This window comes from Arthrobacter sp. NPDC058288, from assembly GCF_042880995.1.
GTDB lineage: Bacteria > Actinomycetota > Actinomycetes > Actinomycetales > Micrococcaceae > Arthrobacter.
Genome location: NZ_JBHVYH010000001.1, coordinates 1,549,933 through 1,572,164, shown reverse-complemented (window position 1 = coordinate 1,572,164; position 22,232 = coordinate 1,549,933). Strand labels below are relative to the sequence as shown.

The following is a 22,232-nucleotide window of genomic DNA, read 5'->3' as shown; positions in this document are numbered from 1 at the left end:
TCGGTGCCTTAGCTTTCAGTGTGGGATGCTGCCTGGCCGGCAAGCTCTGAAACAATATCCTGCAGCTGCTTGACGCCGGCGGCGCGGTCCGTGAGGTGCAGGCGGAGGACCGGACGTCCGTGGTCGCTGAGAACCTGGGCGTCACCGGCGGCCTGCGCCGAGATCAGCTCCCCGAACGTGAACGGCCGCTCCGGGATGGACAGGTCCGTTGCGGATTCGGCAGTGACCTGCAGGAACACGCCGATGGCGGGTCCGCCCTTGTGGAACTGGCCGGTGGAGTGCAGGAAGCGCGGGCCCCAGCCGAACGTCACAGGACGTCCGCTGACAGCAGCGAGCTGGTCACGGACACCTTCAAACGGAGCATATGCCAGCCGGTCGAAGTAGGCCTGGACGCTGAGGTAGCTGTCGTCGGCGAGCTGGGCAAGCAGCGCAGACACTGCTGCTGACGCTGTCGAGGCATCTCCCAGCCAGTCACCGCCGCGGACCTCAATGGCACCGTCGACGAAGTTGGCGGGGGTTGGTTCCGGCTGCGCGTCCAGCAGGCCCCGTGCGGCCACCTTGGCGGCTTCGACGTCGGGCTGGTCATACGGGTTAATGCCCAGCAGGCGTCCCGCGACGGCGGTGGCAAATTCCCACACCATCATCTGGGTCGCCAGGCCGCCGGCAATGGCTACCTCGTTATCACCCAGCTGGACGTCGTCGGCGTCGGCAGCTACCAGACGCACCACCAGGACGTCGGCAGCGCCGGAGGTGACCTCCGGTGCTGACGGGCCGGCAACGACCGGCAGGACTCCGGTGCCGAGCTTGCCGGTGGATTCGGCGATGAGCTGTTCGGCCCAGTCGGCGAAACCGACGATGCCGGATCCGTCCTCCGCGATGACGATCTTGTTGCGCAGCGGGTTGGTACCGCCCAGCGCGGTGCCCAGGGCGAGGCCGATGTTTTCGGGGGCGTCCTCGTTGAGGATCTCGGCTGCCTCTTCGGCCTCGTCCAGGAACGCCTGGATGTCCACGCCGGCCAGCCCGCAGGGGACCAGTCCGAAGGCGGTCAGTGCCGAGAAGCGTCCGCCGACGTTGGGGTCGGCGTTGAAGACGGCGCGGTAGCCAGCCTCCCGTGATGCCTTGTCCAGCGGCGAACCCGGGTCTGTGACGATGACGATGCGGCTCTTCGCGTCGATGCCGGCATCGGTGAAGGCCTGCTCGAAGATCCTCCGCTGGGAATCCGTTTCCACGGTGGAGCCCGACTTGGACGAAACGACAATGGCCGTTTCGGCAAGGCGGACCAGGGCGGCACTGACCTGTTCGGGGTCGGTGCTGTCCAGCACAGTCAGCTCGACGCCAGCGGTGCCCGCAATGACTTCAGGAGCCAGCGAGGATCCGCCCATCCCGCAGAGGACAATGCGCGTGACGCCCTCTGCCTTCAGCGCGTCGCGGAGTTCCAGGATGCCGCTGACCAGCGGCTGGGAGACGGTTGCCGCCTCGACCCAGCCGAGCCGGACGGCGGATTCCTGTTCGGCGTCCGGCCCCCACAGGGTATGGTCCTTCGCGAAAATCCGGGTGGCAATGCGGTCCTCCAGCAGTGCGGGGAGGTGCTGTTCAAGGGCCTCACGGGCTGCGCCGGTGGCGTCGTAGCTGAGTGTGCTCATGATGGGTTAGGAAGCCTTCCGTGCAGAGGCCAGGGCGCCTTCGACGTCACCCAGCAGTTCCTTCCAGCTGGCCACGAACTTGTCCAGGCCTTCGGACTCAAGCAGTGCCACGACGTCATTGTAGGAAATCCCCAGCGCGTCGAGGGCGTTCAGCGTCGCGTTGGCATCGTCGTAGCCGCGGGTGACGGTGTCGCCCGTGACTACACCGTGGTCGAACGTGGCGTCGAGGGTCTTCTCCGGCATGGTGTTGACCACACCGGGTGCGACGAGTTCGGTGACGTAGAGGGTGTCCGGGTAGGCCGGGTCCTTCACGCCGGTCGAGGCCCAGAGCGGACGCTGCGGGAGGGCGCCGGCTTCGGCCAGCAGTGCCCAGCGTTCGGTGGAAAAGAGCTCCTCGTAGACCTGGTAGGCCAGGCGGGCGTTGGCGAGCCCGGCCTTGCCCTTGAGTGCCTTGGCTTCGTCGGTGCCGATGGCGTCGAGGCGCTTGTCGATTTCGGCGTCGACGCGGGAGACGAAGAAGGACGCGACCGAGTGGATCTTGGAGAGGTCGTGGCCGTTGCCCTTGGCCTGTTCCAGGCCGGACTGGAACGCGTTGATGACTGCGCGGTAGCGTTCCAGCGAGAAGATCAGGGTCACGTTGACGCTGATGCCCTCAGCCAGGGTGGCGGTGATGGCCTCGAGGCCTTCGAGGGTCGCCGGGATCTTGATGAGGACGTTGTCCTTGTTGACCTTCTTGTACAGGTGCTTCGCTTCGGCGATGGTGCCGGCGGTGTCCCAGGCGAGGCGGGGGTCCACTTCGATGGACACCCGGCCGTCGACACCCTTGGTGGCTGCCGCGACGGGGGCAAACAGGTCGCAGGCGTCGGCAACGTCGGTGGTGGTGATCTCGAAGACGGTCTCTTCCACGGTCGCACCGGCGGCTGCCTGCTCGGCAATGGTGGCGTCGTAGTCCGTGCCGGAGGTGATGGCGGCGTGGAAGATGGACGGGTTGGTGGTGACACCGACGACGTTCTTCTCTTCGATGAGCTTGCGCAGGGTGCCGGTCTGCAGGCGGCCGCGGGAGAGGTCGTCGAGCCAGATCGAGACGCCGGCGTCCGAGAGCTGCTGGGTGGGGGTAGTCATGTCATAACTCCTGGAAATCAGGGGTTCCGGGGGCGCTGCGTCCCCCGGAACCGTGGGGGTTGATCAGTTGGAGAGGCCGGCGAGGGATTCCTTGGCCGCGGCGGCAACTGCTTCTGCCGTGATACCGAATTCCTGGAAGAGGCGCTTGTAGTCGGCTGAGGCGCCGAAGTGCTCCAGGCTGATGGAACGGCCGGCGTCGCCGACGAATTCCTTCCAGCCCAGGGCCAGGCCTGCTTCGACGGACACGCGTGCCTTCACGGCCGGGGGCAGGACGGCGTCGCGGTAGGCGGCGTCCTGCTTGTTGAACCACTCCACGCACGGCATCGACACCACACGGGTGGGGATGCCTTCGGCCTGGAGGGCTTCGCGGGCGTTCACGGCCAGCTGGACCTCGGAACCGGTGCCGATCAAAATGACCTGGGCGTCGGCGGTCTTGCCGTCCTTGGATGCTTCCGCCAGGACGTAGCCGCCCTTCGCCACGCCGGAGACGGCTCCGAAGGTGTCACCCTCGGCGTCGCCTTCGCCGCGGGCGTAGGTGGGAATGTTCTGGCGGGTGAGGACGATGCCGGCCGGGTTCTCGTGGTTTTCGAGCATGGCCTTCCATGCAGCGGAGACCTCGTTGGCGTCACCGGGACGGACAACGTCCAGGCCCGGGATGGCGCGCAGGGAAGCCAGCTGCTCCACCGGCTGGTGGGTGGGGCCGTCTTCGCCCAGGCCGATGGAGTCGTGCGTCCAAACGTACAGGGACGGGACACCCATCAGCGCGCCAAGGCGGATGGCCGGGCGCTGGTAGTCCGAGAAGATCAGGAAGGTGCCGGAGAACGCGCGGGTCTTCCCGTGCAGGGCGATGCCGTTCACGATCGAGGCAGCGGCGTGCTCACGGATGCCGAAGTGCAGCACCCGGCCGTACGGGTTGCCCTTCCACGCATCGGTGGACCGGGACACGGGGATGAACGAGGGCGAACCTTCGATGGTGGTGTTGTTGGATTCGGCGAGGTCGGCTGAGCCGCCCCACAGTTCCGGCATGACCGGGCCGATCGCGTTCAGGACCTTGCCGGAGGCGGCACGGGTGGAGACGTCCTTGCCTGCTTCGAACACCGGCAGGGCGGAGTCGAGTTCCACCGGGAGCTTGCGGGCCTCGACGCGTTCCAGCAGCGCGGCGGCGTCCGGGTTGGCGGCCTGCCAGGCTTCGAAGGAGTCCTGCCATTCGCTGCGGGCGGCTGCACCGCGGTCGACGACGGTGCGGGCGTGGGCCAGCACGTCTTCGTCAACTTCGAAGGTTTTCGCGGGGTCAAAGCCCAGCACGCTCTTCAGCGCGGCGACTTCCTCGGCACCCAGGGCGGAGCCGTGGATCTTGCCGGTGTTCTGCTTCTTCGGCGCCGGGTAGCCGATGATGGTTCGCAGCGACACGATGGAGGGCTTGGAGGTCTCCGCCTTCGCAGCGAGCAGGGCGGCGTACAGTTCCTGCACGTCTTCCTTGTATTCGCCGGTCTTCGTCCAGTCCACGCGCTGGACGTGCCAGCCGTAGGCTTCGTAGCGCTTGAGGACGTCCTCGGTGAACGCGACGTCGGTGTCGTCTTCAATGGAGATGTGGTTCTCGTCGTACACCACGACGAGGTTGCCAAGTTCCTGGTGGCCGGCCAGCGAGGAAGCCTCGGAGGTCACGCCCTCCTGGAGGTCGCCGTCGGAGGCAATGACCCAGATGGTGTGGTCGAACGGGGAGGTGCCGGCGGGAGCATCGGCGTCGAACAGTCCGCGTTGGCGGCGCTGGGAGTAAGCGAAACCGACCGACGACGCCAGGCCCTGGCCCAGCGGTCCGGTGGTGATTTCCACACCGGCGGTGTGCTTGTACTCCGGGTGTCCCGGTGTCAGCGAACCCCAGGTCCGCAGCGCCTTCAGGTCCTTCAGTTCCAGGCCGTAGCCCGAGAGGAACAGCTGGATGTACAGCGTGAGGGAGGTGTGGCCGGGGGAGAGGATGAACCGGTCGCGGCCGATCCAGTCCGGGTTCTTCGGATCGTGGCGCATCAGCTTCTGGAAGAGAAGGTAAGCGGCCGGGGCGAGGCTCATCGCGGTGCCGGGGTGGCCGTTGCCGACCTTTTCGACCGCGTCCGCGGCCAGAATGCGGACCGTGTCAACGGCTCGCTGGTCCAAACTGGTCCATGACAGTTCTTGCTCTTCCAAATGTGGCACGAAAACCGGGCCCCTCTCTGTGCTGACGGCAGGTGGTACGAACAGGCCGGAGCGGGGACACACATAATGGCGCCCGCTGCGGTTAGTACCAGCCGTTCACCATTGAAACGTTGATCTTCATTCAGTCGCGTTCGAGATTCCGGGAATGCGCATTCCATTGGCATTCCTTGCGTGCTGATCTGCAGACAGCTTAGCCCCATTCCAAGGGCTGGTCAGCGTATATCTCACTAAGTGGACTGAATTTTCCTTATATGAATCACCACGCTGCGCCGCTGCCGTGAGGATCGGTTAACCTGCCGGAATTATGGAGGCTTCGGGCGCCGGAGAGCCACGGTATGATATTCGGAGGCCACCGCCGGAGGGAGCGGGCCCTTTTTGGGCCGCCGCCGCTGCGAGAACCAGCCGGACTGAACAGCCAGACAGAACAGAGTGACTGCCACCGTGAGCACAACAGATACGCCGCTGAACGCCTCCCGGCTCCCCGGAAAGATGGGGATAGCCCGTAAAGCCAAGGCGTACCTTGCCCTCACGAAACCGCGGGTCATCGAGCTCCTGCTGGTGAGCACGCTGCCCACCATGATCTACGCCGAACGCGGATTCCCCTCCATCGGGCTGATCCTGGCGACGCTCGTGGGCGGAGCGTTCGCTGCGGGCAGTGCCGGTGCGTTCAACTGCTACATCGATCGTGACATCGACAAATTGATGCACCGGACCGAGAACCGGCCGCTGGTAACCGGTGAAGTGACTCCACGCGAAGCGCTCGTGTTTTCGTGGTTGCTGGGTGCGGCCGCCATCGCGATCCTCTGGTTCGGCGCCAACCCTCTCTCTGCATGGCTTGGCCTGGGCGCCATCGTCTTCTACGTGGTCATTTACACCATGATCCTTAAGCGCCGCACGGCCCAGAACATCGTCTGGGGCGGAGCGGCAGGCTGCTTCCCCGTCCTGATCGCCTGGGCCGCCGTGACCAACACTGTGGAGTGGCCGGCCATCGTACTGTTCATGGTGATCTTCCTGTGGACCCCGCCGCACTACTGGCCGCTGTCCATGCGCTACGGCGAGGACTACCGCAATGCCAACGTGCCGATGCTCGGGGCAATCGCCGGCGCAAAGGTCGTCTCGGTCCAGGTCGTCCTGTACGCGTGGGCCATGGTCGCCTGCTCACTTCTGCTGATCCCCGCCGGCGGAGCCGGCTGGGTCTACACGGTAACCGCCGTCGTCGCCGGCGCCTGGTTCCTGTACGAATCGCATGCCCTCTACAACCGGGCCCAAGGCGGCGACGTCTCCAACAAGGGCGCCATGAAGGTCTTCCACGGTTCCATCAGCTACCTGACCCTGCTCTTCATTGCACTGGCCGTCGACCCCTTCGTGGGCTCAGCCATCATGGGCTAGACGCTCTCCCACTTCCTGCCGCTGGGGCCCTGACGCTCCCTCACCCTGTGGACCCGCACAGGCGAGGGGGCGTTCTGTTTTGTGTCAGAAGTGCGGGAGCGCCGCAGGATAACCCCGCAGGATCTGAGAGAGCGTCGGTGGTGGGGTGGCGTTACGTCCCTGGGCGAAAGCAGCACCCCGGCCCATGCGGACCGGGGTGTTCCTTTCGAGCTGCCGTAATTGGACGCCTGCGCCTTCCCGGGCCCGGGCTGTATCGCCGGCCGGTAAGCCCCCCCTACTTGACCGGGCTGAACCGAGCCAGGTCTGCGGCGTTGGTGGCGGCGCTCATGAGCAGCGCAGCTCCCAGCATGTGGGCGCCCACCAGCAGGGCGGGAATGCCGTTGTAGTACTGCGTGAATCCGATGATTGCCTGGAGCACCGTGACACCCAGCAGCATCAGGACGGCGGACCGGAAGGGCCCCGTGATCCGGCCGCGGAATACGAGGAACACGCCGAACAGTGCCCCGGCGGTAACCAGGTAGGCGGGCACGGCGTGGATATGGGAGAAGAGATCCCAGTCAAGGTCGTTCCGGGGAGCGTCGGCGTCACCCGCGTGCGGCCCCGCTCCGGTAACCACCACTCCGAGCATCACGGCGACAGCGGAAAACAGTGCGACGGCAGCCATCACCGGCCGCGCGGCCCCGGGAAGGGCGGGAAGGGCGACGGCGGGGAACCGTCCCGTACGCCCGTACGCCCGGTTCACCAGGAGCGTTGCGATAACAACCAGGGCCATCGACACCAGGAAGTGGAGACCCACGACCCACGGGTTGAGCTGGGTGAGCACCGTAATGCCGCCGATGACGGCCTGGGCCGGGATGCTTGCCAGCAGGCCCAGTGCCAGCAGGAACAGGTCCCTGCGCTCTTTGCGGAGGTTCCACAAGTACACCAGCATGAGCACCGCGATCGCGGCCAGCGCGAACGTCAGGAGCCGGTTGCCGAATTCGATGAAGCCGTGGATGCCCATTTCCGGAGTGTTGACCAGCGACCCGTCAGTACAGCGCGGCCAGGTGGGGCAGCCGAGCCCGGAAGCGGTGAGGCGGACTGCGCCGCCGGTCACCACGAGCACCGTTTGTCCGATGAGTGAGAGGACGGCCAACCTGCGGACGGTCGAGTCCACCGTGACTGGCAGCTTGGACGCCATGCGTCCGAGTATCTGGGGAAGGCGCGATGCCGTGCTCACGTTTTTCTCAATTCCACTTGAACCAACGGATGGCCGCTGCGCCGGCGATTGCCGTCCAGAGCAGCAGGATTAGGGTGGCGCCTCCATTGAAGCTGCCTGTGAGGAAAGCATCCCGGAGGGCCTCGCCCAGGGCACCGGAGGGCAGGAAGTGGACGATTTCCCGGGTCGGCCCGGGCAGCCGTTCGGCGGGAAGTACGATGCCGCCCAGGGCCCCGAGGAGGATCCACAGAAGGTTGGTGATGGCCAGGGTTGCCTCCGGCCGGACCGTGCCAGCGACCAGGAGTCCGAGGGCGGTGAAAGCTGCAGCCCCCAGAACAAGCAGCACCATCGCCGGTATCCAGCCTGCCGTTGCCGGCTGCCAGCCGAGCACGAAAGCAACCGTGCCCACCACCAGTACCTGAAGGACCAGTACGGCCAGCACGGCCAGGATCTTGCCAGCGATCAGGCCGGCGCGGCCCAGGGGAGTAGTGGACAGGAAGCGCAGCACCCCGTACCGCCGGTCGAAGCCCGTGGAGATGCCCTGCCCTGTGAAGGCGGTGGACATGGCGCATAGGGCGAGGATGCCCGGCACGGCCACGTCAACACGGCTGCCGCCCAGGCCGTCCAGCAGCGGGGTGACGGTCAGGCCAACCAATGCCAGCAGGGGCAACACGATTGCCAGGATGAGCTGCTCGCCGTTCCGGAGCATCGTGAGCGCTTCGTACCTGCCCTGGAGCAGAATGCGGCGAAGCAGCGGGGCAGGAGCGCTGCCGAGGACCCGGCTCATCGGATCTCCCTTCCCGAAATGTCCAAAAATACGTCTTCAAGGCTCCGGGCCTCCAGGCTCATGGAACCCGGCATGATGCCGTGCGCGGCCCACCAGGCCGTCAAAGCGGCCAGGTCGTCCGGCGTCAGTGCCCCGGTTGCGGCGTAGCTCCCGGATCGTGTCTCGCGGACGTCGACGGCGGCAGGCAACACGCCCGCGAAGTCGAGTCCCGGCCGCGCCTCGAAGAGCAGCGTCCGGACGTGTTCCTGGGCGGCGTCAGTACCCAGGTTCCGCTGCAGCAGCTGGGCGACGGTGCCTTCGGCGACATTCCGGCCCGCATCGATGATGTACACGTAGTCTGCCAGCCGCTGTGCATCGTCCATGAGGTGGGTCGTCAGGACGATGCCCATGCCGGCGTCCCGCAGTTCGGAAATCAGCTCGAAAACCAGCTGGCGCGACTGCGGATCCAGGCCCGCACTCGGTTCGTCCAGGAAAAGGACCTCAGGGTTTCCCACCAGGGCCGCTGCAAGGGCCAGTCGCTGCCGCTGGCCGCCCGAGAGGCGCCGGACGGTTGTCCGGCTGAAGGTGTCGATGCCAAGGCGGCCGATTAGCTCATCCACCGGCCATGGATCCTGGTACATTCCGGCGATATGCTTCAGCAGGGGAATGGGACGGGCCGACGGCGGCAACCCGCCGTCCTGCAGCATCACACCGACGCGGGAACGGAGGGAGGCCCCCGAGGTGTCCGGATCCTGGCCCAGCAGGGACACGACACCGCCGGACCGCCGCTGCAATCCCTGGGCGCATTCGATGGTGGTCGTTTTACCGGCGCCGTTGGCCCCCAGCAGGGCAGTGACCTGTCCGCGTTCGGCGGTGAGGGATACGCCGCTGACCACCCGGAGCATTTTGCCGTCAAGGGAGGCCAGCGGGCCAACGTCCTTAATGAGTCCCGTGATGGACAGGACGGGGGAATCGGGAGATCGCACCAAAACATTCTACGGGATGTAGTACGCCCGCCACTTGACCGGATGTGACCACAGGTCAGCCTCGCCTTACTGGTACGGGGGAGTAAATTACGACATGATTGTGTTGTGTATTCCATGAGCACTCGACTTTCTGCGCCCCGGACCGGGCAAGCCGTGCCCGACGGCGCCGCCGGGTCGCTCCGGCCCGGGATTTCTGCGCCCGCAACGAGTCAGGCGCAGGCGCCGCACACGTTGCCGGTGGACTCCGAAGAGCGCACCCGTGACCGTGTCCTGAATGCCGTGCTGGAGCACGGGCCCGTCAGCGCCGCCGAACTCGGCGACCTGCTGGGCTTCACTCCGGCCGCCGTACGACGCCACCTGGACCACCTCTCACGCAGCGGCGTGATTGAAGTCAAGCGTGTAGCCAAAGCGGGTGCCGGCGCCGGACGCCCCGCCCGGCGCTACGTCCTCAGCTCCCAAGGCCAGTCCAGCCTGGGCGACGACTACCTGGACATTGCCGGCCAGGCCCTCCAGCGCCTCGGCGAAATCGCCGGACCCGACGCCGTCCGCGAGTTCGCCGTCGAGCGCTTTGCCGACATGGAGCGGCGCTATGCGCCGGAAATCGAAGCCGCCGGGACGGACATCACTGCGCGGGCGCGGGCCCTGTCCGCAGCATTGAGCCGTGACGGGTTCGTGGCCTCCGCAGCCTCCATCGAAGCCAAAGCGCCGTTGCCTGCCGCTCTCTCCAGCGTCCAGCTATGCCAGGGCCATTGCCCCATCCAGCAGCTGGCCACCCAATTCCCCGTGTTCTGCGACGTCGAAACTGAAGTGTTTTCCCGGCTCGTCGGCGTTGACGTGCGCAGGCTGTCCACCCTCGCACGGGGCGGGCACGTCTGCACCACCCACATACCTACAGGCCGTCCGGCCGCGAAGGGACCCGCGGGTCCCGGACACACCACGGACAGCCTGGGCGAAGTATCCAACCATCTGCAAGAAAGGCCGTGATGACGGACCAACTATCAGAGAATAAGGTTGCTGAAACTACTGTGATTTCGGAGATTCTGGAGAAGAACCCCGAACTCCACGGTATCGGCACCTATGAGTACGGCTGGGCCGACAAGAACGATGTCGGAGCCAACGCGCGTCGTGGCATCAACGACGAAGTTGTCCGGGACATCTCGGCCAAGAAGAACGAGCCGGAGTGGATGCTGGATCTCCGCCTGAAGGGCCTGAAGTACTTCGACCGGAAGCCCATGCCCACCTGGGGTGCGGACCTCTCCGGCATTGACTTCGACAACATCAAGTACTTCGTGCGCTCCACCGAGAAGCAGGCCGCCACGTGGGAGGACCTCCCCGAGGACATCCGGAACACCTACGAGAAGCTGGGCATTCCGGAAGCCGAGCGCAGCCGCCTGGTTTCAGGCGTGGCAGCGCAGTACGAATCCGAGGTCGTGTACCACCAGATCCGCGAGGACCTCGAAGCCCAGGGCGTTATCTTCCTGGACACGGACACTGCCCTGCGTGAGCACCCGGAGATCTTCCAGGAGTACTTCGGCACCATCATTCCCGTGGGTGACAACAAGTTCGCGTCGCTCAACACGGCCGTATGGTCCGGCGGGTCCTTCGTCTACGTTCCCAAGGGCGTCCACGTGGACATCCCGCTGCAGGCGTATTTCCGCATCAACACGGAAAACATGGGCCAGTTCGAACGCACGCTGATCATCGCTGACGAGGACTCCTACGTCCACTACATCGAAGGCTGCACCGCGCCGATCTACACCTCGGACTCGCTGCACTCCGCCGTCGTGGAGATCATCGTGAAGAAGGGCGCCCGCGTCCGCTACACGACCATCCAGAACTGGTCCAACAACGTGTACAACTTGGTCACCAAGCGCGCCATCTGCGAAGAAGGCGCCACCATGGAATGGATCGATGGCAACATCGGCTCCAAGGTCACCATGAAGTACCCGGCCGTCTACCTCGTGGGCGAGCACGCCAAGGGTGAGACTCTTTCCATCGCGTTCGCCGGCGAAGGCCAGCACCAGGACACGGGATCGAAGATGGTGCACATCGCGCCGAACACCAAGAGCTCCATCATTTCCAAGTCCGTGGCCCGCGGCGGCGGCCGTGCCGCTTACCGCGGCCTGGTCCAGGTCCGCGAAGGCGCCAAGCACTCGGCCAACACCGTCCGCTGTGACGCCCTGCTTGTCGACACGATCAGCCGGTCGGACACATACCCGTACATCGACATCCGTGAAGATGACGTCCAGTTGGGTCACGAGGCAACCGTCTCGCGCGTTTCCGAAGAGCAGCTCTTCTACCTGATGTCACGCGGCATGCGCGAAGACGAGGCCATGGCGATGATCGTTCGCGGCTTCATCGAGCCGATTGCCCGTGAGCTGCCGATGGAATACGCCCTCGAGCTGAACCGCCTCATTGAACTCCAGATGGAAGGATCCGTCGGTTAATGACTGCCGAAATTACTACTGAAAAGGCCCGCATCGGAGCGCCTTCCATTGCAGGCTTCACCGAGGAAGGCGAGGGGCTGGTCGCCGCCAAGGTGGACCACAGCCACAATCACGGCGTCACCGTGATGTCCTCCCGCGCCGAACGCCTCACGAGCTTCAATGTTGCTGACTTTCCGCTGCCCACGGGCCGCGAGGAGGAATGGCGCTTCAGCCCCGTCCGCGCCCTGGCCAACCTGCTCTCCGACACCGCAACGGGCCTCGACCCCGTGCCGGCCGCCGAGTTCACGGTCGAAGCACCGGAAGGCTACGTCCGCGGCACGCTGGCTCCGGGAGCCGCGCCCCGCGGAACCGTCCTGGTCCCGGCTGACCGGGCCGCCGCCGTCGCATCCGCCAACACAGCCGAAGCACTGCACGTCGTCATCCCGGCGGAAGCCGAGCCGGCTGAACCGCTGCGGATCCTGGTCCACGGCGCAGCCGCAGGCCGCCGCTCCAACGCGCACTACGTGCTGGAAGCGGGCGCCAACTCGCGCAGCGTTGTGATCCTGGAGCACACCGGTGCTGCCGACCACAACGGGAACCTGGAAGTCATCGTCGGCGAGGGCGCGCACCTCACCGTGATCTCGGTGCAGCTCTGGGAAGACGACGCCAGGCACCTGGCCCAGCACGACGCGCAGGTGGGCAAGGACGCTGTGTACAAGCACATCGCGGTTTCCCTGGGCGGATCCATCGTGCGGCTGAACTCCAACGTGCGCTTCTCGGGCGAGGGTGCCGAGGCCGAGCTGCTGGGCCTCTACTTCGCCGACGCGGGCCAGCACCTGGAGCACCGTTCGTTCGTTGACCACAACGTTCCCAACTGCAAGTCCAACGTGCTCTACAAGGGCGCCCTGCAGGGCAAGGACGCACACACCGTATGGGTGGGCGACGTCCTGATCCAGAAGCAGGCCGTGGGCACCGACTCGTACGAGAAGAACCAGAACCTGGTACTGACGGACGGCTGCCGTGCCGACTCGGTTCCGAACCTCGAGATCGAAACGGGCCTCATTGAGGGTGCCGGCCACGCCAGCTCCACCGGGCGTTTCGACGACGAGCACTTGTTCTACCTCATGGCCCGCGGCATCCCCGAGGATGTTGCCCGCCGTCTGGTTGTCCGCGGCTTCCTCAACGAGATCATCCAGAAGATCAAGGTTCCGGCACTCGAAGAGCGCCTGACTGTCGCCGTCGAGCGCGAGCTCGCCGCGAGCGAGAACTGAAACAGGCAGGCAGGAACACATGAGTGAACAACCCAAGGGCGAGCTGGTATGTAATGCCAACGACATCCAGGTGAAGCAGGCGCTGCGGATCCTCATCGATGACTACCCGGTAGCCATCGTCAAGGATTCGATGGGCGAAATCCACGCCATCGGAGATACGTGCTCGCACGCGGACATTTCGCTGTCCGAAGGCGAGGTGGAAGGCTGTGCGATCGAGTGCTGGGGCCACGGCTCGCAGTTCGACCTGCGCAGCGGCCAGCCGCTACAGCTTCCTGCCTACGATCCCGTGCCGGTCTTCGCCCTCGAGCTTCACGGCGACGACGTCTACGTGGACGTGACCAATGTTCTGAACGGCGCCACGGTCAACAATTACTGAGCGCACGGCTTCACAAGACTTACGAACGAAAGAAAGAAGAGCATGTCAACTCTTGAGATCAAGGACCTGCACGTCAGCATTGAGACGGAGCAGGGCACCAAGGAGATCCTGAAGGGCGTCAGCCTGACCATCAGGACCGGCGAGACCCACGCCATTATGGGGCCCAACGGCTCGGGCAAGTCCACGCTGGCGTCGACCATTGCCGGCCACCCGCGCTACACCGTCACCAGCGGCACCATCACGCTGGACGGTGAAGACGTGCTGGCCATGAGCGTGGACGAGCGCGCCCGCGCGGGCCTGTTCCTGGCTATGCAGTACCCGGTGGAAGTTCCCGGCGTCAGCATGACCAACTTCCTGCGGACCGCCAAGACTGCCATCGACGGCGAGGCTCCCAAGCTGCGCACCTGGACCAAAGACGTCAAGGCAGCCATGCAGAAGCTGCGCATCGACGCCGACTTCACCCAGCGCAACGTCAACGAAGGCTTCTCCGGCGGCGAGAAGAAGCGCGTGGAGATTCTCCAGCTGGAACTCTTCAAGCCCAAGTTCGCCGTCCTGGACGAGACCGACTCCGGCCTGGACGTCGACGCCCTGAAGGTCGTTTCCGAAGGCGTCAACCGCGCGCACGCCGAAGGCAACATGGGCACCCTGCTCATCACGCACTACACACGGATCCTGCGCTACATCAAGCCTGAGTTCGTCCACGTCTTCGTCGACGGCCAGGTTGTAGAAGAGGGCGGCCCGGAACTTGCCGACCGCCTCGAAGAAGAAGGCTACGACCGTTACGCCAAGGGTGCGGGCGCAGCCACCATTGCTGCAGCCGACGCTGCAGTCCAGGGCTAGTTAGGACAACGCCATGACCGAAATCAAAGCGGCCCGCACGGGCCTCGAAGATGTCGAAGAGGCACTGAAAGACGTCATCGACCCCGAGCTGGGCGTCAACATCGTTGACCTCGGGCTGCTGTATGGCCTGAAGTACTCGGACGACGACGGCGCCCTCCTGATCGACATGACGCTCACCACGGCGGCCTGCCCGCTCACGGACGTCATCGAAGAGCAGGTCGGCAAGGCCCTCGACGGCGTCGTGGACGACTGGCGGCTGAACTGGGTGTGGATGCCGCCATGGGGTCCGGAGCGGATCACCGAAGACGGACGCGACCAGATGCGTGCGCTGGGCTTCAATATCTAGCACCCGTTAACATACGACGGCGGCCGGTTACCTTCCCCGGGAAGGTGACCGGCCGCCGTCGTATTTTTCGTTCAGCTAGAGGGTGGCGGCGCTAAAGGTGTCGCATTTGTTGATGTCGCCGGTCTGGTAGCCCTGGTAGAACCATTTCTGCCGCTGGGCGCTGGAGCCGTGCGTCCAGGCCTCAGGGGAGACCCGGCCGGTGGCCGCTTTCTGGATGCGGTCGTCACCAACGGCGGATGCCGCCGAGAGGGCATCGTTCAGGTCCTGCTGGGTGAGCGGTTCAAGGAACGGCTGGCCGGTGTTCGGGTCCTTCTGCGTTGTGGCATACCGGACCCAGAGGCCGGCGTAGCAGTCCGCCTGCAGTTCGACCCGGACGGCGCCGGATTCGGGGCCCTGCGGATCCTGCTGCGCGCGGTCAAGGTTGCCCATGATGTTCTGGACATGGTGGCCGAATTCGTGTGCCACAACGTATTCCTGGGCCAGCGGGCCGCCTGAAGATCCGAACCGGTCCACCAGGTCCTGGAAGAAGCCGGGGTCGAAGTAGGCGGTGGTGTCGGCCGGGCAGTAGAACGGACCCACTTCGGAGGTTGCCCCGCCGCAGCCGGTGTTGGTGGCCTGGCTGAAGATCACGGTGGTGGGACGCGGATACTCGGTGTTGTACTGGGCGAGGTAGGCAGGCCAGAATGCGTTGAGGCTGTTCACCGTTCCGGTGATGCGGCAGTCTAGCCGGGCATCGGCGTCGGCGCCGGTCTTGCAGGCAGGCGCGCTGCCGGTGCTCTGCGGTTCCTGGACCGTGCCGGTCAGGCCTTCCAGCAGTTGCGGGTTGACCCCAAACAGGGCGGCGAGCAGGAGGATGATTCCGCCGCCGATGCCGCCGCCGATCTTGGTTCCGCGGCCCATCCCGCGCCGGTCCTGGACCTGCGACGGATCCAGCTGAACGTTGTCATTGAAACTCATAAAGTCACAATAGCCTTACGGGCCCCGCCCGTACCCGTGGACGCCGGTAAAGTTGGTCCGATGCCTTTCCTCAACAGACTCCAACGCTGGGCCGATGACCGCCCCGACGACACCGCCGTCGTCGTGGCAGGCCGGCACCTCAGCTGGGGCGCGCTCCGGGACGCTGCCGCAGCCCGGACTGGGGACACCGGACCGGTAACCGTGCTGGCCGAGCCCAATTCCGTGGATTTTGCCGTGTCCTATGCGGCCGCGGTTGCCGGCGCCAGGCAATGTGCCGTCCTCGACCCCACCTGGCCCGCGCAGCTCAAAGCGGACATCACGGCCCGGCTGCATGCTGGCGCCACTGCCCAATCCGGCCGGCCGGCCGCACTGGAACTCCGCGACGGACCCCCGGAGTCCCCTTTCCTGATCGGACTGACCTCCGGCACCACGTCCGTGCCGAAGGCGTTCACCAGGTCCCGGCGTTCCTGGCAGCTCTCTTTCGACGCATCCATTGAGTTTTTCGGACTGACGCCGCAGGACAAGACCCTCGCCCCCGGGCCGCTGGCAGCGAGCCTCAACCTGTACGCGCTGTCCGAGTGCCTGTATGCCGGCTCCGAGTTCCACACCCTGGAATCGTTCGACGTCGGCGACGTGCACGCCGCCATCACACATGACGGCATCACCCGGCTCGTGCTGGTCCCCACCATGCTCCGGCTGCTCAGTGAGCGCGGTCTGGCCGGCTGCGTCGACGCTTCCGGCGTCACGTCCATCATCTGCGCCGGGTCCAAGCTGGATGCCCGGACCCTGGAGGCCGCACGCCGCTGGGCGCCCAAGGCCACCATCTTCGAGTACTACGGTGCCTCTGAACTAAGCTTCGTTTCGGGCGCCGGCCTGCGCTCCGGAGCCCCGCTGGACGCGGGAGGTACGGGCATCGGGAAGCCGTTCCCGGGCGTCGAGGTCCGGATCCTTAACGACGCGGGGGAACGGGTTCCCGACGGAACGGACGGCAACATCTGCGTCCGCAGCGGCATGGTCAGCAACGGCTACCTGTGGGGCGACGACGGGCAGGCGCTGCGCTGCTTCGACGGCTGGTACACCGTAGGGGACCAGGGCTACCTGCTGGAGGGTGAGCTCCATATCCTGGGCCGGCGGGCCGACATGATCATCACCTCCGGCAAGAACGTCTACCCGCACGAGGTGGAACTCGCCCTCGCGTCGGTGCCCGGCGTTGCTGCCGCCGTCGCGTCAGGCATGGCCGACGATGTCCGCGGGCAGCGGGTGGTTGCCGGCGTGGTCCCTTCCCATGGCGGCATCACAGCAACCCAGCTGAAGGCCGGGCTTGACGATGTGCTGCCACGGGACAAAAGACCGCTGCAGTATTTTTCCCTCACGGAACTGCCGGTGACGGACCGCGGGAAAGTCAGCAGGCAGCTGCTGCTGGACTGGATCGAACGCGGGGACACCAGGATCCGCCGCCTTGGCTAAGGCCGCCGGGGAAGAGCTGCCGGCGGACCGGCAGCCGGTGGTCATTGCAGCCCTGCGTACTCCTGTCCGGCGGGTCAATGGCGCCTTCAAGGAGCTCCGCGCCCACAAGCTCCTGGCCCCTGTGCTGCGCGGCCTCCTGACGGATACCGGACTGCCGGCAAGCGCTGTTTCGGACGTTGTGATCGGTAACGCCGTCGGGGGAGGGGGGAACGTGGCGCGCCTTGCCGCCCTTGAAGCGGGATTGCCGGTCAGCGTTCCCGGCGTGACCGTGGACCGGCAGTGCGGGTCGGGGCTGGACGCCATTGTGCTCGCGTCGGGGCTCGTCGCAGCCGGAGGCAACGGCGCCTTCCTCGCGGGCGGCGTGGAGAGCATCAGCACCGCGCCGCTGCGTGCGAACAGGTCCGCCGACGGCAGTCCCGCCTTTTTCCGCCGCGCCCAGTTCGTCCCGCTCAGTTTCGGCGATCCGGACATGGGGAGTGCCGCGGAAAACGTAGCGGCCGATTTCGGTATCAGCCGCGACCGGCAGGACCGGTTTGCGCTGCGCAGCCACCGCCTGGCCCTGGCAGCCGCAGCTGCCGGACGCTTCGCCGGCGAGACGGTGCCGCTGCAGGCCAAGTCCGGGACCGTGGCATCCGACGACGGTCCGCGGGCCGGGATGTCGGCCGCCCTGATCTCGCGGTTCCCGCCGGCGTTCGCCGAGGGCGGCACCGTCACCGCCGGGAACTCATGCTTCGACGCGGACGCGGCGTCCGCCGTCGTGGTCACTTCCCTGCAGCGTGCGCGGGAGCTGGGCGCAACGGACGGGCTCCTTGTCCTCGGCACCGATACCGCGGGCGTGGACCCGCGTGTGCTGGGCATGGGTGCCGCGGCAGCGGCCGGCCGCCTGCTTGCGGAGCGCGGCATCCATGCGGCCGACCTTGACCTGGTGGAATTCAACGAGGCCTTTGCTTCTCAGACGCTCGCCTGCCTGGACGCCCTCGGCATCGACCCGGAACGCGCAAACCTCGACGGCGGTGCGCTGGCGCTGGGACACGCGTACGGCGCCTCGGGAGCAGTCCTGGTCACGAGGCTCCTCGCACAGGCCCGGCGGAACGCTGCTCAGTCGGGCGGGGATGGGCGGTCTGCGGCCGGCCCGGCAGGGCAACTGGCCCTGGCCATGATCAGCATTGCCGGCGGCATGGGAACCGCTGCCCTTTTCCGGTACCAACGGCTGGACAGCGCTTAGCGGCCCGGCTGATCGTCGTCGTCGGCCGTACCGGGTTCGCCCAGGCCGCGGGCGGCGAGGGCATCGCCGGTCTGGCGCGCATAGGCCACCGTTGTGATGAAGACCGGCAGGACCAGGGCGCGCGGGTTGCGTTCGAGGCCGCGTGCCCGGGCGGAATCCCGCACGTCCGAGTATGCCCCGGCGATGAACGGAATGCTGCGGAGCATGATGGCGATGGTCAGGGCGAATCGTTCGGGATCCGCACCAAACCGCCGGAACGGCACAGCCAGGGAGACGACGCCGTCGAGTAGCCGTTGCATCGGCGTGGTGGCGGTCAATATGGACGCGGCCACCACGCAAACGAGGACGTTGAGGACGATCCGCGCCGCGACCGGGCCGCCCAGTTGCCACCATTGAAACAACCCGATGGCCGCCATCACGGGAAGGATGGGCCGGACAGCCTTGAACAGACGTGCCGGCCCGGCGCCGCTGGCCAGGAACAGTCCGGACATCAGGCACAGCGCCGCTGCGGCAACCAACCAGTCCACCACCAGGAAAGAGGCCATCCCGCAGCCAACCACCAGGACAAACTTCAGCCAGAGCGGCGCCCGGTGCACCAGCGATGTGCCGGGAACGTAGTTGACCAGCAGGAATCCGTGGCCGCTCACGTGGCCTCCGCTTTCCGCGGCGCCGCGGCAGTGTCCGCCGGCGGGAGGCCTGCTGAGGACAGCGCCCGGTAGTGTTCGACGGCGGCGTCGGCACCGCCGTCGAACACCACTTGTCCGGAGTCCACGACCAGGACACGGTCCATGTCCCGGACCAGCTCAAGGTCGTGGGTGGACATCACGATTTGTTGACTGAGGCCAGCAATGGTGCGACGGAGAAGCTCGCGGTTCCGAAGGTCCAGCAGCGTGGACGGCTCATCCAGCACCAGTACCGCAGGCTCAACGGCAAGGACTGCGGCCAGCGCCATCAGCTGCCGTTCGCCGCCGGACAGCTCATAGATGCTTTGGTCGGCCAGCGGCAGCAGCCCAAAGCGGGCGAGGATGGCAGTGGCAGCTTCCTGGCGCTCCCGCGTGTTTCGGATGGAACGCCGCAGCGAGAGTTCCACGTCCTCCCGGCCGGTGGGCATCACGAGCTGGGAGAGCGGGTCCGTGAACACGAAACCGACCTTTCGGCGGACTGCACGCACGGACCGGACCGTATCGTCACCGTCTACGGTGACTGTTCCGTGGCTCGGTGCAACCAGTCCGTTCAGGAGCCGCAGGAGGGTGGACTTCCCCGATCCGTTCGCTCCGATCACGCCGATCCGCTGTTCGGTGAGGTTCAGCGAGATTCCGTCGAGGAGCGTCTTGGGTTGCGGCCGTCCGTCCACCACCACGCGGACGTCGACTCCGTCCAGCAGGATTCTGCCCATGCTAGTTACTGGCTCCGCCCTTTGGGTCCGTGACCGTCCCGGGGTTACGGACGCCGGGGCGACGGATCAGGAGGTCCGGGAACGCCTTGTGCAGGGCGAGTGCGATGGTGACGGCCAGCACGTTCTTGATGATGTCGCCGGGGTAGTAGGCAAGGTCAAGGACGAACGCCTTCGAAAGGTCCAGCTTCCCGTTGACCATCATGCCCAGCACGCCCAGGCCATGGACAACCACGATGCTTGTGGCCATGGCCGCAGCGAAGAGGAACAGCCCGCGGTATTTTGTGGTGCGGCGCAGCACGATGGTGGTCAGCCAGCCGACGGTCAGGGCTGCCAGGGGGAACGCGATGATGTAGCCGGCAGAGGGACTGGCCAGGATCCCCAGCCCGCTGCGTCCGCCGCTGAAGATCGGCAGGCCTGCCAGCCCCAGCAGGGTGTACAGCCCGACGGCGGCGGACGCCCGTCCGGGGCCCAGCGCCAGTCCGGTAAGCATCACGGCGAGGGTCTGCAGGGTGATCGGGACGCCAAGTCCGCCCACCGGAATGGCCGCGATGAGCGCTGAGCCGGCCACGAGGGCGGCAAAGACGGCGATGAGGCCGAGATCCGTGGCATTCCAGCCGTTCCGGGCCGATGTGCCCCCTGGGTGGCGGCCGGCTGCAGCCTGGCCGGTGACGGTGTTGTCAGTCTTGGTCATGGGAGGTCCTGTCAGTGAGTGCAAGTGCAAAGCAACGGGGAGGGGAGGCCGCACGCCTGCGGCCGATTCCCGTCATTTCCGACGATACGTCTCCCGCGCCGGGCCTATTTTGTAGGGGATCCACTAACGGAACGCGCCCGCTCTGGACGAGGTGGCCAACGGATGCCTGCGGGCGACTGCAGTCGAGGTCATCCGGAACGAGCTGTGCCGGTAGACTGGTAGAGGCCGTTCTCTCGGCCACCCTGCCCCGGCCCCGCCCAGACTCCATCCGTTGTGCCGCGGCGTTCCCTGTTGTGAAAGGCCTTAGCTGCATTGATTACCGTCCAGGATCTCGAACTGCGCGCCGGCGCCCGCCTCCTCATGGACCAGGTGAGCTTCCGGATCGACAAGGGAGACAAGATCGGCCTGGTCGGCCGTAACGGTGCAGGTAAAACCACTCTGACCCGGGTTCTTGCCGGCGAGGGACTGCCGGCTGCCGGAAAGGTCACCCGCAGCGGTGAGATCGGCTACCTTCCCCAGGACCCCCGCACGCCGGACATGGAACAGCTCGCGCGCGACCGGATTCTGTCCGTCCGCGGCCTGGACATCGCCGTCGGCAAGCTCCGCCTGGCCCACGAAGAAATGGCCAGCGAGGACGCCGCCGTCCAGCGCAAGGCGATGAACCGCTACGACCGGCTTGAATCCGAGTTCCTGGCGGCCGGCGGTTACGCCGCCGAAGCCGAGGCCGCCGCGATCTGCTCGAACCTCGCACTTCCGGACCGCCTGCTGAACCAGCCCCTCAAAACGCTCTCCGGCGGCCAGCGCCGCCGCGTGGAACTCGCCCGCATCCTTTACTCGGATGCCGAGACCATGCTCCTCGATGAGCCAACCAACCACCTCGACGCCGACTCCATCGCCTGGCTGCGCGACTTCCTGAAGAACCATCAGGGCGGTCTGATCGTGATCAGCCACGATACGGAACTGCTCGAAGCCACCGTCAACAAAGTCTTCCTGCTGGACGCCAACCGCGCCCAGATCGACTTTTACAACATGGACTGGAAGCGCTACCTCCAGCAGCGTGAAACCGACGAACGTGCCCGCAAGCGGGAACGCGCCAACGCTGAAAAGAAAGCCCAGGTCCTGTTCGACCAGGCCAACAAGATGCGGGCGAAGGCCACCAAGGCCGTCGCCGCGCAGAACATGGCCAAACGCGCCGAACGCCTGCTCAGCGGGCTGGAGGCCGTGCGCGAAAACGACCGCGTGGCAGCCCTGCGCTTCCCGGATCCCTCGCCTTGCGGCAAGACCCCGCTCACCGCGGACGGCCTTAGCAAGTCCTACGGCTCGCTGGAAATCTTCACGGACGTGGACCTGGCCATCGACCGCGGCTCCAAGGTGGTCATCCTGGGCCTGAACGGCGCCGGCAAAACCACCCTGCTGCGGATGCTGGCAGGCGTCGACAAGCCTGACACCGGCGAAGTGATCGCCGGCCACGGGCTGAAGGTGGGCTACTACGCCCAGGAACACGAGACGCTCGACGTCGACCGTACCGTCCTGCAGAACATGCGCTCGTCAGCACCGGACATGAACGACTCCGAGGTGCGCGGCATCCTGGGTTCGTTCCTGTTCTCCGGCGACGACGTCGACAAGCCCGCCGGTGTGCTCTCCGGCGGCGAGAAGACCCGGCTTGCCCTGGCCACCATCGTGGCCTCGAGCGCTAACGTGCTGCTTCTCGATGAGCCCACCAACAACCTCGACCCGGCCAGCCGCTCCGAGATCCTGGGCGCCCTCCGCAACTACACCGGTGCTGTCGTCCTGGTGAGCCACGATGAAGGTGCCGTCGAAGCACTCAACCCGGAGCGCGTTGTCCTGCTGCCCGACGGCGTCGAAGACCACTGGAACGAAGACTACCTGGACCTGATCACGCTGGCATAAGGCTGCTCGCTGTTCGGGTCACCTTCGCTCCG

20 protein-coding genes are annotated in these 22,232 nt (G+C 66.1%); 10 read left to right on the top strand and 10 right to left on the bottom strand.

Translation table 11 applies throughout. The annotated features are described in order from the left end of the window. Positions 1-8: 8 nt before the first annotated feature. The 3 genes from ACFVWT_RS07515 to tkt all read right to left on the bottom strand — a co-directional run bounded on the left by ACFVWT_RS07515 (position 9) and on the right by tkt (position 4,946). Complete coding sequence (locus ACFVWT_RS07515) at positions 9-1,643, bottom strand: glucose-6-phosphate isomerase (protein WP_390246601.1); 1,635 nt, start codon at positions 1,641-1,643, stop codon at positions 9-11. Between the two features lie 6 nt (positions 1,644-1,649). Next, complete coding sequence (gene tal / locus ACFVWT_RS07510; RefSeq protein ID WP_209744807.1) at positions 1,650-2,765, bottom strand: transaldolase; 1,116 nt, start codon at positions 2,763-2,765, stop codon at positions 1,650-1,652. A 63-nt stretch (positions 2,766-2,828) separates the two neighbouring features. Then, positions 2,829-4,946, bottom strand: a complete 2,118-nt coding sequence (gene tkt / locus ACFVWT_RS07505; protein ID WP_390247119.1) for a transketolase — start codon at positions 4,944-4,946, stop codon at positions 2,829-2,831. A 438-nt stretch (positions 4,947-5,384) separates the two neighbouring features. On the opposite strand from tkt, the gene ACFVWT_RS07500 reads away from it, so the two are divergent. Beyond that, on the top strand, positions 5,385-6,344 hold the full coding sequence (locus ACFVWT_RS07500; RefSeq protein WP_390246599.1) for a heme o synthase: 960 nt from the start codon (positions 5,385-5,387) through the stop codon (positions 6,342-6,344). A 274-nt stretch (positions 6,345-6,618) separates the two neighbouring features. On the opposite strand, the gene ACFVWT_RS07495 is transcribed toward ACFVWT_RS07500, so the two are convergent. The 3 genes from ACFVWT_RS07495 to ACFVWT_RS07485 are packed head-to-tail and all read right to left on the bottom strand — an operon-like array spanning position 6,619 to position 9,294. Beyond that, entirely contained in the window at positions 6,619-7,563 is a 945-nt protein-coding gene (locus tag ACFVWT_RS07495; protein ID WP_390246597.1) for a heme A synthase, read from the bottom strand. A gap of 7 nt (positions 7,564-7,570) precedes the next feature. After that, positions 7,571-8,329 carry an ABC transporter permease gene (locus ACFVWT_RS07490; RefSeq protein WP_390246595.1) on the bottom strand — a complete coding sequence of 253 codons (759 nt, stop codon included), beginning with the start codon at positions 8,327-8,329 and terminating at the stop codon, positions 7,571-7,573. Further along, positions 8,326-9,294, bottom strand: coding sequence for an ABC transporter ATP-binding protein (locus ACFVWT_RS07485; protein ID WP_390246593.1), 969 nt, complete (start codon positions 9,292-9,294; stop codon positions 8,326-8,328). The genes ACFVWT_RS07490 and ACFVWT_RS07485 overlap by 4 nt, the downstream gene beginning before the upstream one ends. A gap of 114 nt (positions 9,295-9,408) precedes the next feature. Between ACFVWT_RS07485 and ACFVWT_RS07480 the strand changes: the two genes are divergently transcribed. Genes ACFVWT_RS07480 through ACFVWT_RS07455 form a run of 6 tightly spaced genes read left to right on the top strand, consistent with a single transcriptional unit; the run spans position 9,409 to position 14,553 of the window. Then, the gene (locus ACFVWT_RS07480) at positions 9,409-10,278 is read left to right on the top strand and encodes a helix-turn-helix transcriptional regulator (RefSeq protein ID WP_390246591.1); all 870 of its coding nucleotides are present in this window, start codon (positions 9,409-9,411) and stop codon (positions 10,276-10,278) included. Next, positions 10,278-11,741 carry a Fe-S cluster assembly protein SufB gene (gene sufB, locus ACFVWT_RS07475; protein ID WP_390246589.1) on the top strand — a complete coding sequence of 488 codons (1,464 nt, stop codon included), beginning with the start codon at positions 10,278-10,280 and terminating at the stop codon, positions 11,739-11,741. The genes ACFVWT_RS07480 and sufB overlap by 1 nt, the downstream gene beginning before the upstream one ends. Beyond that, a complete protein-coding gene (gene sufD / locus ACFVWT_RS07470; RefSeq protein WP_390246587.1) occupies positions 11,741-12,991 on the top strand; it encodes a Fe-S cluster assembly protein SufD in 1,251 nt (416 codons plus the stop codon). The genes sufB and sufD overlap by 1 nt, the downstream gene beginning before the upstream one ends. A 19-nt stretch (positions 12,992-13,010) precedes the next feature. Further along, positions 13,011-13,367, top strand: coding sequence for a non-heme iron oxygenase ferredoxin subunit (locus ACFVWT_RS07465; RefSeq protein WP_390246585.1), 357 nt, complete (start codon positions 13,011-13,013; stop codon positions 13,365-13,367). A gap of 42 nt (positions 13,368-13,409) precedes the next feature. Beyond that, positions 13,410-14,207, top strand: coding sequence for a Fe-S cluster assembly ATPase SufC (sufC, locus tag ACFVWT_RS07460; RefSeq protein ID WP_390246583.1), 798 nt, complete (start codon positions 13,410-13,412; stop codon positions 14,205-14,207). A gap of 13 nt (positions 14,208-14,220) precedes the next feature. Beyond that, entirely contained in the window at positions 14,221-14,553 is a 333-nt protein-coding gene (locus tag ACFVWT_RS07455; protein WP_011691953.1) for a metal-sulfur cluster assembly factor, read from the top strand. A 75-nt stretch (positions 14,554-14,628) separates the two neighbouring features. Here ACFVWT_RS07455 and ACFVWT_RS07450 read toward each other — a convergent pair whose 3' ends face one another. Then, positions 14,629-15,510, bottom strand: a complete 882-nt coding sequence (locus ACFVWT_RS07450) for a neutral zinc metallopeptidase (RefSeq protein ID WP_390246581.1) — start codon at positions 15,508-15,510, stop codon at positions 14,629-14,631. Positions 15,511-15,570: 60 nt separating this feature from the next. On the opposite strand from ACFVWT_RS07450, the gene ACFVWT_RS07445 reads away from it, so the two are divergent. Both ACFVWT_RS07445 and ACFVWT_RS07440 read left to right on the top strand, forming a co-directional pair. Continuing rightward, complete coding sequence (locus tag ACFVWT_RS07445) at positions 15,571-16,977, top strand: class I adenylate-forming enzyme family protein (RefSeq protein ID WP_390246579.1); 1,407 nt, start codon at positions 15,571-15,573, stop codon at positions 16,975-16,977. After that, positions 16,970-18,202, top strand: a complete 1,233-nt coding sequence (locus ACFVWT_RS07440) for a thiolase family protein (protein WP_390246577.1) — start codon at positions 16,970-16,972, stop codon at positions 18,200-18,202. The genes ACFVWT_RS07445 and ACFVWT_RS07440 overlap by 8 nt, the downstream gene beginning before the upstream one ends. On the opposite strand, the gene ACFVWT_RS07435 is transcribed toward ACFVWT_RS07440, so the two are convergent. The 3 genes from ACFVWT_RS07435 to ACFVWT_RS07425 are packed head-to-tail and all read right to left on the bottom strand — an operon-like array spanning position 18,199 to position 20,289. After that, positions 18,199-18,849, bottom strand: coding sequence for an energy-coupling factor transporter transmembrane component T family protein (locus tag ACFVWT_RS07435; protein WP_390246575.1), 651 nt, complete (start codon positions 18,847-18,849; stop codon positions 18,199-18,201). The two genes, ACFVWT_RS07440 and ACFVWT_RS07435, sit on opposite strands and share 4 nt — an antisense overlap. After that, the gene (locus ACFVWT_RS07430) at positions 18,846-19,598 is read right to left on the bottom strand and encodes an energy-coupling factor ABC transporter ATP-binding protein (RefSeq protein WP_390246573.1); all 753 of its coding nucleotides are present in this window, start codon (positions 19,596-19,598) and stop codon (positions 18,846-18,848) included. Before ACFVWT_RS07430 ends, ACFVWT_RS07435 begins: the two co-directional genes overlap by 4 nt. Before the next feature lies 1 nt (position 19,599). Further along, on the bottom strand, positions 19,600-20,289 hold the full coding sequence (locus ACFVWT_RS07425) for a biotin transporter BioY (protein WP_390246571.1): 690 nt from the start codon (positions 20,287-20,289) through the stop codon (positions 19,600-19,602). 312 nt (positions 20,290-20,601) lie between these two features. Between ACFVWT_RS07425 and ACFVWT_RS07420 the strand changes: the two genes are divergently transcribed. After that, positions 20,602-22,200, top strand: coding sequence for an ABC-F family ATP-binding cassette domain-containing protein (locus ACFVWT_RS07420; RefSeq protein ID WP_043481529.1), 1,599 nt, complete (start codon positions 20,602-20,604; stop codon positions 22,198-22,200). Positions 22,201-22,232: the final 32 nt, after the last annotated feature.

Excerpts from the sequence above, each read along its gene's own strand:
- ACFVWT_RS07455 (WP_011691953.1), top strand. The coding sequence starts at position 14,221 with ATGACCGAAATCAAAGCGGCCCGCACGGGCCTCGAAGATGTCGAAGAG.
- ACFVWT_RS07425 (WP_390246571.1), bottom strand. The coding sequence starts at position 20,289 with ATGACCAAGACTGACAACACCGTCACCGGCCAGGCTGCAGCCGGCCGC.
- ACFVWT_RS07445 (WP_390246579.1), top strand. The coding sequence starts at position 15,571 with ATGCCTTTCCTCAACAGACTCCAACGCTGGGCCGATGACCGCCCCGAC.
- ACFVWT_RS07515 (WP_390246601.1), bottom strand. The coding sequence starts at position 1,643 with ATGAGCACACTCAGCTACGACGCCACCGGCGCAGCCCGTGAGGCCCTT.
- ACFVWT_RS07465 (WP_390246585.1), top strand. The coding sequence starts at position 13,011 with ATGAGTGAACAACCCAAGGGCGAGCTGGTATGTAATGCCAACGACATC.
- ACFVWT_RS07450 (WP_390246581.1), bottom strand. The coding sequence starts at position 15,510 with ATGAGTTTCAATGACAACGTTCAGCTGGATCCGTCGCAGGTCCAGGAC.
- tal (WP_209744807.1), bottom strand. The coding sequence starts at position 2,765 with ATGACTACCCCCACCCAGCAGCTCTCGGACGCCGGCGTCTCGATCTGG.
- sufD (WP_390246587.1), top strand. The coding sequence starts at position 11,741 with ATGACTGCCGAAATTACTACTGAAAAGGCCCGCATCGGAGCGCCTTCC.
- sufC (WP_390246583.1), top strand. The coding sequence starts at position 13,410 with ATGTCAACTCTTGAGATCAAGGACCTGCACGTCAGCATTGAGACGGAG.
- ACFVWT_RS07480 (WP_390246591.1), top strand. The coding sequence starts at position 9,409 with ATGAGCACTCGACTTTCTGCGCCCCGGACCGGGCAAGCCGTGCCCGAC.
- ACFVWT_RS07430 (WP_390246573.1), bottom strand. The coding sequence starts at position 19,598 with ATGGGCAGAATCCTGCTGGACGGAGTCGACGTCCGCGTGGTGGTGGAC.
- sufB (WP_390246589.1), top strand. The coding sequence starts at position 10,278 with ATGACGGACCAACTATCAGAGAATAAGGTTGCTGAAACTACTGTGATT.
- ACFVWT_RS07490 (WP_390246595.1), bottom strand. The coding sequence starts at position 8,329 with ATGAGCCGGGTCCTCGGCAGCGCTCCTGCCCCGCTGCTTCGCCGCATT.